The sequence below is a fragment of the Streptomyces sp. NPDC001315 genome, assembly GCF_042896175.1.
Lineage (GTDB): Bacteria > Actinomycetota > Actinomycetes > Streptomycetales > Streptomycetaceae > Streptomyces.
The window spans coordinates 152,661-165,223 of record NZ_JBIAWZ010000003.1 but is presented as its reverse complement, the minus strand read 5'-3'; the positions used below and the strand labels follow the sequence as shown (position 1 = coordinate 165,223).

The 12,563-nt window shown below is 68.6% G+C and carries 10 protein-coding genes and 1 riboswitch; of the genes, 5 read left to right on the top strand and 5 right to left on the bottom strand.

Going from position 1 to position 12,563, the window contains the following annotated elements:
• Window positions 1–87 precede the first annotated feature (87 nt).
• Both ACFY16_RS11200 and ACFY16_RS11195 read left to right on the top strand, forming a co-directional pair.
• Window positions 88–885, top strand: a complete 798-nt coding sequence (locus ACFY16_RS11200; RefSeq protein ID WP_390647238.1) for an IclR family transcriptional regulator — start codon at window positions 88–90, stop codon at window positions 883–885.
• 99 nt (window positions 886–984) lie between these two features.
• Window positions 985–1,422, top strand: a complete 438-nt coding sequence (locus tag ACFY16_RS11195) for an SsgA family sporulation/cell division regulator (RefSeq protein ID WP_390646830.1) — start codon at window positions 985–987, stop codon at window positions 1,420–1,422.
• A gap of 170 nt (window positions 1,423–1,592) precedes the next feature.
• Here ACFY16_RS11195 and ACFY16_RS11190 read toward each other — a convergent pair whose 3' ends face one another.
• A complete protein-coding gene (locus ACFY16_RS11190; RefSeq protein WP_390646829.1) occupies window positions 1,593–3,152 on the bottom strand; it encodes a YibE/F family protein in 1,560 nt (519 codons plus the stop codon).
• A gap of 71 nt (window positions 3,153–3,223) precedes the next feature.
• Window positions 3,224–3,400: riboswitch (TPP riboswitch) on the top strand.
• On the opposite strand from ACFY16_RS11190, the gene thiC reads away from it, so the two are divergent.
• Window positions 3,393–5,195: a phosphomethylpyrimidine synthase ThiC gene (gene thiC, locus ACFY16_RS11185; RefSeq protein WP_390646828.1), complete on the top strand. Its 1,803-nt coding sequence runs from the start codon at window positions 3,393–3,395 to the stop codon at window positions 5,193–5,195. (Overlaps the previous riboswitch by 8 nt.)
• An 80-nt stretch (window positions 5,196–5,275) precedes the next feature.
• On the opposite strand, the gene ACFY16_RS11180 is transcribed toward thiC, so the two are convergent.
• Complete coding sequence (locus tag ACFY16_RS11180) at window positions 5,276–5,758, bottom strand: VOC family protein (RefSeq protein ID WP_390646827.1); 483 nt, start codon at window positions 5,756–5,758, stop codon at window positions 5,276–5,278.
• A gap of 134 nt (window positions 5,759–5,892) precedes the next feature.
• Between ACFY16_RS11180 and ACFY16_RS11175 the strand changes: the two genes are divergently transcribed.
• Window positions 5,893–6,783, top strand: coding sequence for a LysR family transcriptional regulator (locus ACFY16_RS11175; RefSeq protein ID WP_390646826.1), 891 nt, complete (start codon window positions 5,893–5,895; stop codon window positions 6,781–6,783).
• A 304-nt stretch (window positions 6,784–7,087) separates the two neighbouring features.
• Here the strand turns inward: ACFY16_RS11175 and ACFY16_RS11170 are convergent, their stop codons facing one another.
• The 3 genes from ACFY16_RS11170 to ACFY16_RS11160 all read right to left on the bottom strand — a co-directional run bounded on the left by ACFY16_RS11170 (window position 7,088) and on the right by ACFY16_RS11160 (window position 10,840).
• A complete protein-coding gene (locus ACFY16_RS11170) occupies window positions 7,088–7,960 on the bottom strand; it encodes a hypothetical protein (protein ID WP_390646825.1) in 873 nt (290 codons plus the stop codon).
• A gap of 181 nt (window positions 7,961–8,141) precedes the next feature.
• On the bottom strand, window positions 8,142–9,221 hold the full coding sequence (locus ACFY16_RS11165; protein ID WP_390646824.1) for a metallophosphoesterase family protein: 1,080 nt from the start codon (window positions 9,219–9,221) through the stop codon (window positions 8,142–8,144).
• A 506-nt stretch (window positions 9,222–9,727) separates the two neighbouring features.
• Window positions 9,728–10,840: a LacI family DNA-binding transcriptional regulator gene (locus tag ACFY16_RS11160; RefSeq protein WP_390646823.1), complete on the bottom strand. Its 1,113-nt coding sequence runs from the start codon at window positions 10,838–10,840 to the stop codon at window positions 9,728–9,730.
• 442 nt (window positions 10,841–11,282) lie between these two features.
• On the opposite strand from ACFY16_RS11160, the gene hisC reads away from it, so the two are divergent.
• A complete protein-coding gene (hisC, locus tag ACFY16_RS11155; RefSeq protein WP_390646822.1) occupies window positions 11,283–12,362 on the top strand; it encodes a histidinol-phosphate transaminase in 1,080 nt (359 codons plus the stop codon).
• Window positions 12,363–12,563: the final 201 nt, after the last annotated feature.

Sequence of the window (12,563 nt, the reverse complement as noted above, 5' to 3'; positions counted from 1 at the left end):
GCGCAACGGGAGTGACCCTTGGCCACCGTTGACACCGCATCCGCAGATTCGCATTCACCCCCCACACGGTCGCGTTCCGCGATCCCTCTGGTGCAGCGTCCGCCCACGACGTCGGTCCCCGAGCAGCCGCACTCCGCGACGACCACCCTCATCGGATCGGTGCAGCGCGCGATGCGCCTCCTGGAATCCGTCGCGGCGCACGAGCACGGAGCCCCGGCCAAACAGCTGGCCCGCGAGACCGGACTCGCCCTCCCCACGGCCTACCACCTGCTGCGCACCCTCGTGCACGAAGGCTATCTGCGCCGCGACAGAGGTCTGTTCTTCCTCGGCGAAGCGGCCGAGCGGCTGAGCAGCAGCGGGGCGGCGCAGAAACGTCGCAGCACGGTCGTCGACGCGCTCGCGCAGTGGCGCGATTCCATCGGTGTGCCCGTGTACTACGCCGTGTACCGCGAGGGCGAGATCGAGGTCATGTGTGTCTCCGACACCCCGGCCAATCCGGCTGTCGAGGAGTGGGCCGACTTCCGTGAGACCGGGCACGCGCATGCCATCGGGCAGTGTCTGCTGTCCCAGTTGGACGACGATGCCCGTCGCGACCATCTGGACCGCTATCCCGCGCAGTCCCTCACCCCGTACACGGTGCGTGACAATCACACTCTGTTGCGGCGGCTGGAACGGATGCGGCGGATGGGACCGGTGACCGAGCGTCAGGAGTACGCGCTGGGAACGGTGTGCGCGGCCATTCCGATCACGCTGGGCGCGGCGGCCGCGACGATGGCCATTTCGCTGCCTTGTCATCAGGCGGACCGGCTGCTCCCAGCCGCGCAGCAGTTGCAGGCCGAGATCGGACGTCTGCTGGGGTCACTCGCGCTCTCTATCAGCATCTGAAAAATCACTCCTTGTGATCTGCCGTGTACGTTCAGCAAGATGCCACCAAATGTCAGGGGTTCATTCCCGGCCAGTCGACGGCATATGACGGGGTAGGCGATGCGCGAGTCCGTACAGGCAGAGGTCATGATGAGCTTTCTCGTGTCCGAGGAGCTCTCCTTCCGCATCCCCGTGGAGCTGCGCTACGAGTCCTGTGATCCGTACGCCGTGCGGTTGACCTTTCACCTTCCCGGCGACGCCCCGGTGACCTGGGCCTTCGGGCGGGAGCTCCTGATCGACGGGGTGGGCCGGCCGTGCGGTGAGGGGGATGTACGGGTCTCGCCCGTCGAACCGGATTCATTGGGCGAGGTCCTGATCCGGCTTCAGGTCGGGGTCGACCAGGCGCTGTTCCGCTCGTCGACGGCACCCCTCGTGGCCTTTCTCGACCGCACCGACAAGCTGGTGCCGCTGGGCCAGGAGGGCTCCCTCGCCGACTTCGATGCCCACCTCGACGAGGCCCTGGACCGCATCCTGGCGGAGGAGCAGAGCGCGGGCTGAAGCGTTACGGCACTGGGGACCTCGGACGCTTCAGCGAGGGCGTGGGGGCGTGCAGGAACGCTTTTGTAGGGTCGGGCCCAGGTGTTTCCGCGCCCAGGGTGGGGGCGTTCGGGTGACGGGGGCCGAGGCGTTCGGGTGATGCTGGGCGTACGTCTGTTGCCGCGCATACGTCACCGCTTGCGCCGTCGGCCCCTTCCGCCGCGTGCCGGAGCCGGCTGGACGTCCGTCGGTGCCGTCGCGACGGCGCCTTCCGGGCCCGGCCGGTCGGCCGCGACCACCAGCGCCGCGAGCGCGGTGGTGACCGGCACCGACGCGACCAGGCCGATCGAGCCCACGAGCGTGCGCACGATCTCCTCCGCGACCAGCTCGCTGTTGGCGACCGTCCCCACGCTGCTCTGCGCGATCGAGAACAGGAGCAGCAGCGGCAGCGCCGCACCCGCGTAGGCGAGGACGAGCGTGTTGACGACGGACGCGATGTGGTCGCGGCCGATGCGGATGCCCGCGCGGTACAGCCCACGCCAGCCCATCGACGGATTGGCTTCGTGCAGCTCCCAGACCGCCGATGTCTGTGTCACCGTCACGTCGTCGAGGACGCCGAGCGAACCGATGATGATGCCGGCGAGCAGCAGACCGCTCATGTCGATCGATGGATACAGGCCGTGGATCAGGCCGGTGTTGTCGTCGGTGTTGCCGGTGAGCGAGGCCCAGTCGATGAACAGCGAACCGAGGACGCCGATCAGAATCAGCGAGATCAGGGTACCGAGTACCGCCACGGACGTACGGGCCGACAGGCCATGGCACAGATACAGGGCGATCAGCATGATGGCGCTCGCCCCCACCACCGCCACGACCAGCGGGTTCGAGCCCTGCAGGATGGCGGGCAGGATGAAGAAGTTCAGGATCAGGAAGCTGATGGTCAGCGCGACCAGCGCCATGACGCCCCGCAACCGACCGACAACCACGACGGCGAGCGCGAAGATGCCCGCGAGCACCGTCATCGGGATCCGACGGTTGACGTCGGTGACCGAGTACTGCAGGTCCTTCGGTGCGGAGGGCTCGTAGGCGACCACGACCTTCTCGCCCTGGTGCAACTGCCGTGTCTGGTCCGGCTGGACGATCTCGGTAAACGTACGGCCCTTGTCCGAGCCGGTGTCGACCTGGATCGTCGCCTTCTTGCAGGTGCCGTTCGCCTCCTGTTGGGCGGATGAGCCCTCGGCGGTCGAGGTATCGCCGGTCGGAGTGCCCCCCGAGGCGTTCACCGACGCGCAGCTCACGCTCTCCACCTTGGTGACCGTGGCCTGCTGGGTCTGCCGGTCGAACCCGACCCCGGTGCGTTCGTGCGCCGGGGTACCACCGGGCCACAGCACCACGAGTCCCACCACCACCGCCGCCGCGAAGGGTACGAGGATCGCCGCGATGACCTTGCGCAGGTGCTTGGATACGGGGGCGGCTGGGCCGTGACTGTGTGAATGACCGTGCTCGCCACCGGATCCAGAACCGTGCCCGCCCCCTGAGCCCGGTCTGTGCTCGCCATGTGAGCCCGGACCGTGACCGCCGGGACCCGGTCCCTGCCGGTGCCCGTTCCCCAGCCCGTGCCCATGTCCGTGGTTGTGCCCGTCGCCAGAACCACCGCCGTGTCCAGGGCCGTTGGCGTGTCCGCTGCCGTGGCGGGCGCCCGGTCCGGGAGGAGGCTCGGGCGGTGGGTACGGGGGCTCGTGTGTCGTGGTCACCGACCGATCATCGCAAGAGCGGCAGAGGCCCACTGTTCACCGCGCCACAAATGACGCTAGCGTGGAGGCACCTTTGCACACGCGGGAGCTCGGAGCACCGGGCTGAGAGGGCGCTGACGTCCGTCTTCGCAATGTTTCACGTGGAACGAGTGCTGTTTCACATGAAACGTTGCCGACGGAAACCGCTGCGTCGACCGCCGAACCTGTTACCGGGTAATGCCGGCGTAGGGAGTAGGTCTCATGACCAACAAGGACGCACGCACGCCTGCCTCCGTTCAGGGCGAACAGCCCCACGAGGCCGGGAAGTCGCTGGGCTGGCACAAGGCGTATGTCGAGGGCTCACGCCCCGATCTGCGGGTGCCGGTCCGCCAGGTGCACCTCACCAACGGGCAGTCGGTCACGCTGTACGACACGTCGGGCCCGTACACCGATCCACTGCTCGGCACTGATGTCCGCAGGGGTCTGCCGCCGGTGCGGGAGAACTGGATCACCGCCCGCGGCGACACCGAGGAGTACGCGGGCCGTCCCGTGCGCCCCGAGGACGACGGAATCAAGCACACCTCGCCGCGCGGCGGTCTGCGTAACCTCGACGCTGTCTTCCCCGGGCGACCGCGACTGCCCCGCCGCAGTCGCGACGGCCGAGCCGTCACCCAGCTCGCCTACGCACGCCGCGGCGAGATCACGCCCGAGATGGAGTTCGTGGCCATCCGGGAGAACGTGGCGCCGGAAGTGGTCCGTGAGGAGATCGCTGCCGGTCGGGCCGTGCTGCCCGCGAACGTCAACCATCCGGAGATCGAGCCGATGATCATCGGCAAGCGGTTCCTGGTGAAGGTCAACGCCAACATCGGCAACTCCGCGGTGACCTCCTCCATCGAGGAGGAGGTCGAGAAGATGACCTGGGCGACCCGTTGGGGCGCCGACACGGTCATGGACCTGTCCACCGGCCGTAACATCCACACCACTCGCGAGTGGGTGCTGCGCAATTCCCCTGTCCCCATCGGCACGGTGCCGCTCTACCAGGCTCTGGAGAAGGTCGACGGCAAGGCCGAGGAGCTGACCTGGGAGATCTACAAGGACACGGTCGTCGAACAGGCTGAGCAGGGCGTGGACTACATGACCGTCCACGCGGGCGTCCGGCTGCCGTACGTGCCGCTGACGGCCAACCGCAAGACCGGCATCGTCTCGCGCGGCGGCTCGATCATGGCGGCCTGGTGCCTCGCGCACCACAAGGAGTCGTTCCTGTACGAGAACTTCGAGGAATTGTGCGAGATCCTCGCTGCCTACGACGTCACGTACTCGCTCGGCGACGGCCTCAGGCCGGGATCGATCGCGGATGCCAACGACGAGGCTCAGTTCGCGGAGTTGCGGACGCTCGGGGAACTCAACCGGATCGCGAAGCGTTTCCATGTTCAGACGATGATCGAGGGCCCGGGCCACGTCCCGATGCACAAGATCAAGGAGAACATCGACCTTCAGCAGGAGATCTGCGATGAAGCTCCGTTCTATACGCTCGGCCCGCTGACGACGGACGTCGCGCCGGCGTACGACCACATCACCTCCGGCATCGGTGCCGCGATGATCGCCTGGTGGGGCACGGCGATGCTCTGCTACGTCACGCCCAAGGAACACTTGGGCCTGCCCAACCGTGACGACGTCAAGACCGGCGTCATCACCTACAAGATCGCCGCCCACGCAGCCGACCTCGCCAAGGGGCACCCAGGTGCGCAGGAATGGGACGACGCGCTGTCCGACGCCCGCTTCGAGTTCCGCTGGGAGGACCAGTTCAACCTCGCCCTCGACCCTGACACGGCACGGGAGTTCCACGACGAGACCCTGCCGGCAGAACCCGCCAAGACGGCCCATTTCTGCTCGATGTGCGGGCCGAAGTTCTGCTCGATGAAGATCAGCCAAAGCATCGCAGAGCGGTTCGGTGGTGCTGCGACAGAGGGGGCGTCTCCCGAGGAGATCGCTGAGGGGATGCTCCAGAAGTCGAAGGAGTTCGCGGCGAGCGGTAACAGGGTGTACCTGCCCATGGCGGACTGACGCGGCCCGGCGGCCGATTGAGTTCGTTCCGCGGCTCCTGGTCCGGGCGTTGCCTACCCGGACCGGGAGCCCGAGCGCGGTCAGGCTGTGGCGTCCTGCGGGTACCAGCGGAGTTCCACGGTGTTGCCGTCCGGGTCCCGGACATAGACCGACGTGGCGGTGCCGCGTGCGCCGAAGCGCTGAACCGGGCCTTCGAGGACGGTGAAGGCTCCCGACTTGATGAATTCGTCCCAGTCCAGCGGTTCCACGGTGAGACAGATGTGGTCGACGTTGGACTCTCCCCGAGGGCGGCTGACCAGGTCGATGATGGTCTCAGGGGTGATCCGCACCGAGGGGAACGGGATCTTGCCGGCCCGCCACTCGGCCACACGCACCGGATCCAGCCCGAGGAGCCCGGTGTAGAAGCCCAGGGACCGCTCGACATCTCCGACGTTGAGGACCAGATGGTCGAAGGCCTTCACCTTCGGCAGGGCGGCGTCGATGACGGTGCGCAGATGCTCGCCGGCTTCCCGCGGCTCGTCGTCGAGCCCGGCCGGATAGGTGGTGATGTCCGAGGCGTTCATAGGGGGCCTTCCTTGGAAGGGTGGCGTGCAGGCGGACGCCTCTTACGATCCGCTGGGGGAAATCCGCCATCAAGACAGGATCGGAATACGATCGTTGAGCTTGATTAAACGCCGGGGGGATCATGCTGGAGCGGGTGGAGATCGAGATCTTCCTGACGCTCGCCGAGGAGCTGCACTTCGGCCGTGCCGCCGAGCGCTTGCACGTCACAACCGGGCGGGTCAGCCAGGTGATCAAGAAGCTCGAGCGGCGGATCGGCGGCATGCTGTTCGAGCGGACCAGTAGAACCGTTCGACTCACCGCGACAGGGCGGCAGCTGGCCGACGACCTGGTGCCGCTGGTCGCCGGGATGGCGGCCGCGGTCCGAAGAGCCGCCGATGCCAGCCGTGGTGTCACGGGAGAACTACGGGTCGCCTTCCTCGGTGAGCTGACGGCACCTGCACTCCTCAAAGCGGTCGCTCTGTTCAGCGAACGACACCCCGACTGCAGGGTCGCTGTAAGAGAGGTTCAGCTGTCCAACTCCCGTGCGAGCCTCCTCGACGGCTCGGTCGACGTTCTCATCGCCTCGTACCCGTTCGACGGAATGGCCCGTGGGCCAGTACTGCTGTCGGAGAAGCGGGTACTCGCCGTTGCCGCCGGGCATCCGCTCGCCGGCGAGGAGTCGGTGTCGCTAGAGGTGCTCGCGGAACACCCCGTGGTGCAGTACCCGGAGGTGACCTCAGCGGCGTTCAAGCGGGATCGCACACCGGACCACACCCCGTCGGGCAGGCTGGTCCCGAAGGGGCCGGCTGGAGAGTCGTTCTCCGAGATGCTCACGCTGGTTGCGATGGGCAGGGGCGTCCTTCCGGTCGGAGAACATGCCCGCCGTTACTACCCTCGGCCTGACGTTTCCTATGTGCCCATTCATGACGCACAGCAGATCGAACGGGGGCCGGTTTGGCTGGAGGGGAACACGACAGAGCGCGTCCGCGAGTTCGTACGGGCCGCGACGGACGTCGCCGAGAAGCTGAAGCCGCCGTCGGCATGAGCGTGCACCACTCGGCAGGCGACGGTGGCGATCGGCCGAGCAATGACGTGCCTCGGTGTACCTGCCGATCGCGGACTGACGGCGGTGGCGGTCCCGGGTGCTGTGACTCCCGGGGCCGTCCGGCTCGCGTGGTCTGGCTTGAGCACCGTCGCCGCGGGCCGGCGCGGAGGCTCGGACCGCCCGCGGTGGGGTGCGGGACAGGCGGAACCGGATGTTCTGTCAGCCACCCCTGCTTGGGTCCGTCGTTGGTGTGGAGGCCGGTTGCCCGGCCTGCGCCTTCCCTGCGGGGGCGCAAGCCGAGGGACTAATCCGGCTGGTGCTCCGGTCCGCCGAAGTCCGGGCTGGTGAAGTCCGGGCTCGAGTAGCTCGGGCGCGGGCCTGCGCCCGGACCGTCGTCGGGGCTGGTGAAGCCCGGACGGTCGTAGCCGAGGCGCGGCATGCGACCCGTCGGCGTCGGCGGGGGCGTACGCCGCCCGGCGGCTGTCGTGCCGGGCTGGGCGAGTGCCTCCCGCAGGAACGGCAGAATGCCCCGTTCCAGCAGGGCCTCGCGCCAGGCTTCCCTGGCCCGGGCCACTTCCTCGTTCAGCTCGGCTTGTGGTCCGGTATCGAGCGAGGGCCGGTTGCGCAGCGCGGTGAGCAGCAGCCCTACGGTGGCGACAAGGATCGCGGCCGCCGTCATGGCGCCGAACACCCATCCGGCGGTGATCATGGTCTGGGCGAATGCCGGCTCGGGGTCGAGCATCTTCAGCAGATAGCCCACGAGCAGGAAGATCGCCGCGGCGGTTCCGGCGAGGACGGGGGCCAGGACCGCGACGACCGCGACGGCGCCCGCCCCGGCGGTCTCGGCGACCTCCCCCATGGTGGCGGCGAGCCCCAGTGCACTCGCGCCCGGCTCCGCGGAGCCGGATTCGGGCACGGACGACGATGGGGTGGACGGCGCCGGCTGGCGCAGTTCCTCGCGGACCTTCACGTAATGCTGGTACTCGGTCGCCGCCGCCGCCGTGATGAGTACGGTGGCGTTCAGCGCCATGGTGCGCAGCTGTTCGGAGTTGAGCCGCTGTCCGACAGCGGCCAGTTCCGGGCGGTTTGGTGCGGAGCGCAGCACCTCACCGAGGATCCGCTCGTACTCCTGGCGGTCCTCGCTCAGCAGGTGCTGCGGAACGCTGTTCATGTGCATCCCCCGATGCTCCGTAGGGCTTGAGGCTCGCATGGCGACGAGCCGTCGGGCAGAAACGGAGGGGAGCCTGCTACGGATAAGCCGATAGTAGAGCGGCTACGGCTCAGGGTGACAGGGGGTTTCCAGAATTGGGTGCCGGCCTGCGCGGACGCCTACGGTCGGACATATGTCCGGTGAACGTTCAGGCAGTCAGCGGCAGTTGCTGGACCAGCAGCTTTCCAGCCATGGTCACGCCGCCGTCCATCGCGATGGCCAGGCCTTCGGCGTAGACGTGCGGGCCGTCGACCACGGGACCGGTGTCGTCCTCGTCGTCCTCGGAGCCGACCTCGCCCAGCAGGTAGGGAATCGGGCTGTGGCCGTGAACGATGCGGGTGCCGCCGTACGTATCGAGCAGGGAGCGCACGGCGTCGGCGCCGCCCTCGTCGCGGAAGGAGAAGCGCTTGGTGAACTTGCGGAACAGGTCCCAGACCTCGTCCGGGTCGTTGCGCGTGAGGGTCTCGCGGATGGTGTCGTTGACCGCCTCGATCGAGTCGCCGTAGTCGAGATAGGCGGTGGTGTCCGAGTGGACGAGCAGGTGGCCGTCGACCGCCTCGACGGCGTCGAGGCGGGCCATCCACTGCAGGTGGTGGTCCTGGAGGCGGTCCATGTCGGTCTTCTGGCCGCCGTTGAGCAGCCAGGCCGCCTGGAAGGTGGCGGTGCCCGCACCGGAGTTGACGGGGGTGTCGCCGAACCGCTTGGCGCCGAGCAGCAGCAGTTCGTGGTTGCCCATGAGGGCCTTGCAGTAGCCGCCGGCCGCGGCGGCCTCTGCGGACAGTCGCATCACGAGGTCGATGACGCCGATGCCGTCCGGCCCGCGGTCGGTGAAGTCGCCGAGGAACCACAGCCGAGCGGTGCCCGCACACCACTGGCCCGCCGAGTCGATCAGGCCCTGTGCCTGGAGGGCGGCCACCAGCTCGTCGAGATAGCCGTGCACGTCGCCGACGACGTACAGCGGGCCCGGGCCGACTGCGGGCTGCGGGACCGCCGCCGCCGGCTCGACGGCCACCTGAAGGGTGTCACCCCGGTTGATGACGGGCAGGTCGCGCTGGGTGGGTGTGTACCCCTCGGGGAGCTCCACCGGATCCTCGACGGGGGTGGCGGACTCGCCGGGGTGAGCGTTGTGGGCGTACGGACCGGTCTCATGGACGTACGCGGGTACCCGGAAGTCGCGCAACGTCGCCGTCCGTTCCACCTCGGGTCCCTGACCGGCCCCCTGAGTCATCAGACCCCTCCACCATCGCGCCGCATCTGCACCGCTTCGGACTGCCTGGTCGCAGCGGCCCGGGGTGCCGTGGGCCCATCATAGGAATGCGGATCGGGCCGTGTGATGACCCAGGGGTGGTGAATCAGAGCGAGACTCCGGTTCACCGCGGCTTTCGCCCCGATTGGGCAGGGCTTCGACCACCTGCTGACGCGGGCATCGACCGGCCGACGGGCAAGCCGGGCACCGATTTCACAGCTATGTCCTACGAAGGGTCCGGCCCGGCCTGCCCCCGTCAATCGGGTTCGGGCTGCCCGCGGACCGGATCCGGGGGCGTTTCCGTCAACCGGGCCGCCGCTTGCTTCCCCCTGTCGGGGACGGAGCCATGTTCACCCGCCCGGGACCCGGCCGCCTCCTCGGCCCGATGTGGCGCCGACCGAGCCCCGCTGCTGCCGGATGCCCAGCCCCCGGCGCGGCGCGCCACGGCCGAGGCCCCGATCGCCCCGGCGCGCCCCGCAGTCGCCGCCCTACCCCTTCTCGGGAGCCCTCGGCGGGCTGATCGTCGTGCGTGGCGGCCGTCGCTGCGACGAGGTACGCACGATCAGCTCGGTGGGTATCACCTGCTCGACCGGTCGGTCCGACTCGACTCCCTCGATGGCGTCGATGAGGAGCTGGACCACCGCCGTGCCGATGCGGCGCGGCTTCAGGGAGAGCGTGGTGACGGGCGGGTCGGTGTTGGCGTACACGGTGGACTCGCTGCAGCAGACCAGCAGCAGGTCGTCCGGGACGCGGAGCCCGTAGCGGCGGGCGGCGGCGAGCAGGTCGGTGCCGTTGGGGTCGAACAGACCGTAGACCGCGTCGGGGCGGTCGGGCCGGGCGAGCAGTCGGTCGGCGGCGACGGCGCCCGCGCACGGGTCGTGCGCCGGATAGGCCTCGTACACCGGATCCTGGCCGACGCGCTCGCACCAGTGCAGGTACGCGGTGGTCGACAGGTGGGTGTACGTGTCTGTCGTCGTCCCCGTGAGCAGGCCGATCCGTCGGGCGCCCGCGGCGGCCAGGTGGTCGAGGATGCCGAGGACGGCGGCTTCGTGGTCGTTGTCGACCCATGCGGTGACCGGGAGCGAGCCGGCCGGGCGGCCGTCGGAGACGACCGGTAAACCCTGGCGGACCAGCTCGCTGACGACCGGATCCTGGTCGGAGGGGTCGATGACGACCGTGCCGTCCAGGGCGACGTTCGACCACACGTCGTGGCGCGAGGTCGCGGGCAGAATGACGAGGGCGTAGCCGCGGGCGAGCGCGGCGGAGGTGGCGGCTCTGGCCATCTCCGCGAAGTACGCGAACTCGGTGAAAGTGAAAGGTTCATCCCCGTACGTCGTCACGGTCAGGCCGATGAGGCCGGACTTGCCGGTACGGAGGGTTCGGGCCGCGGCCGACGGGCGGTAGCCCAGTCGGTCGGCGACTTCGCGGACATGGCGTCGGGTGGCGTCGGGGAGCCGGCCCTTGCCGTTGAGGGCATCGGAGACGGTCGTGATGGAGACTCCGGCGGCGGCGGCCACATCCCTGATGCCCGCCCGGCCCGGCCGGCTGCCTCGGCGTGAGGTTTCCGCGCGGCTCACCTGGTGCTTCCCTGCTGCTGTCATGGCGAGCCGATAGTAGGGCTCATGCGGTGGGGTAGGGCGGACGCATATGCATGCGTTGACAGGCACGTTTTTGCATGGTCATTTGTGGCTGACGGCCTTAGAAAACAAGCCAGTTGGATGATTCAATGCCGATACGTGACTTGTCGGCAGGCACGGACCTGCCAAGTGTCCGATGTCTCGAAGAGGTCTCAACTCACCTTCACGGGGGATGCGCGCCACGGCGTGAGCTACCGGCGCGTAGATATATGTACGACGCGCCCCGTGGTTCGTGCGCCTTCATGCGCCTTCATGCGGCGATGCCCCTGATGCTGGTGTGGCGAATGAGGTGAACCTGGAGGCGGGTCGGCGTGCCGACGGGTTGGGGACCACCGGTACGCAGCCGCGCCGAATCCTCATAAGGTGATGAGTATTGGAAGCGGTGGTGGTCACGAGGAGGACTGCGGTGAGCGAGACGAGCCCCAAGCTGCGCGCCGAGTTGGAGGGGATCCCCACCTACAAGCCGGGCAAGCCCGCCGCGGCCGAGGGACCGGTGGCGTACAAGCTGTCCTCCAACGAGAACCCCTACCCGCCACTGCCGGGTGTGATGGAGAGCGTGACGGCCGCGGCCTCCGCCTTCAACCGCTACCCGGACATGGCGTGCACGGCCCTGATGAACGAGCTGGCCGATCGCTTCGCCGTGCCGGTCTCCCACCTGGCCACCGGCACCGGCTCCGTCGGCGTCGCCCAGCAGCTGGTCCAGGCGACCTCCGGACCGGGCGACGAGGTGATGTACGCCTGGCGGTCCTTCGAGGCGTACCCGATCATCACGCAGGTCAGCGGTGCCACGTCGGTGCAGGTACCGCTGACGCCGGGCGACGTGCACGACCTGGACGCGATGGCGGACGCGATCACCGACCGCACCCGGTTGATCTTCGTCTGCAACCCCAACAACCCGACGGGCACGGTGGTGCGGCGGGCCGAGCTGGAACGTTTCCTGGACCGGGTGCCCAGCGATGTGCTGGTCGTGCTCGACGAGGCGTACCGGGAGTTCATCCGCGACATCGAGGTGCCGGACGGTGTCGAGTTGTACCGCAACCGGCCGAACGTCTGCGTCCTGCGCACGTTCTCCAAGGCGTACGGTCTCGCCGGCCTGCGCGTCGGCTTCGCCATCGCCCATGAGCCGGTGGCGGCGGCACTGCGCAAGACGGCGGTGCCCTTCGGTGTGAGCCAGCTCGCGCAGGACGCGGCGATCGCCTCGCTGAACGCCGAGGACGAACTGCTCGGCCGGGTCGGCTCCCTGGTGTGCGAGCGCACGCGCGTGGTCGACGCGCTGCGCGCCCAGGGCTGGACCGTCCCGGAGACCCAGGCCAACTTCGTGTGGCTGCGGCTGGGCGAGCGCACGGTTGCCTTCGCGGCGGCGTGCGAGCAGGCGGGCGTCGTGGTCCGGCCGTTCCCGGGCGAGGGCGTGCGGGTGACGGTCGGGGAGAACGAGGCGAACGACATCTTCCTGAAGGTGACGGAAGGGTTCCGGAAGGAGCTGTAGGGCTCCGCAAAGAAACAGTGCGACGACCTACCGGGCGTCCGTTCCACGTGGAACGGACGCCCGTGTCGTAGTAGTCCTCTTCGCGGCCTCCGCGCCAAGAGACCCCCCACCTCTTCGGCTTCGAACGGCCATGCGTCATAATTGCTTGTGAATGTGAACGCGTTCACAAGCCTGTCCCGGTTGCTCCGCTGATGTGCGTAA

What these genes read in the sequence shown, in the direction of transcription:
- ACFY16_RS11180 (WP_390646827.1), bottom strand. Translation starts at nt 5,758, where the DNA reads ATGAACGCCTCGGACATCACCACCTATCCGGCCGGGCTCGACGACGAG.
- ACFY16_RS11165 (WP_390646824.1), bottom strand. Translation starts at nt 9,221, where the DNA reads ATGACTCAGGGGGCCGGTCAGGGACCCGAGGTGGAACGGACGGCGACG.
- ACFY16_RS11160 (WP_390646823.1), bottom strand. Translation starts at nt 10,840, where the DNA reads ATGACAGCAGCAGGGAAGCACCAGGTGAGCCGCGCGGAAACCTCACGC.
- thiC (WP_390646828.1), top strand. Translation starts at nt 3,393, where the DNA reads ATGACCAACAAGGACGCACGCACGCCTGCCTCCGTTCAGGGCGAACAG.
- ACFY16_RS11170 (WP_390646825.1), bottom strand. Translation starts at nt 7,960, where the DNA reads ATGCACATGAACAGCGTTCCGCAGCACCTGCTGAGCGAGGACCGCCAG.
- ACFY16_RS11195 (WP_390646830.1), top strand. Translation starts at nt 985, where the DNA reads ATGCGCGAGTCCGTACAGGCAGAGGTCATGATGAGCTTTCTCGTGTCC.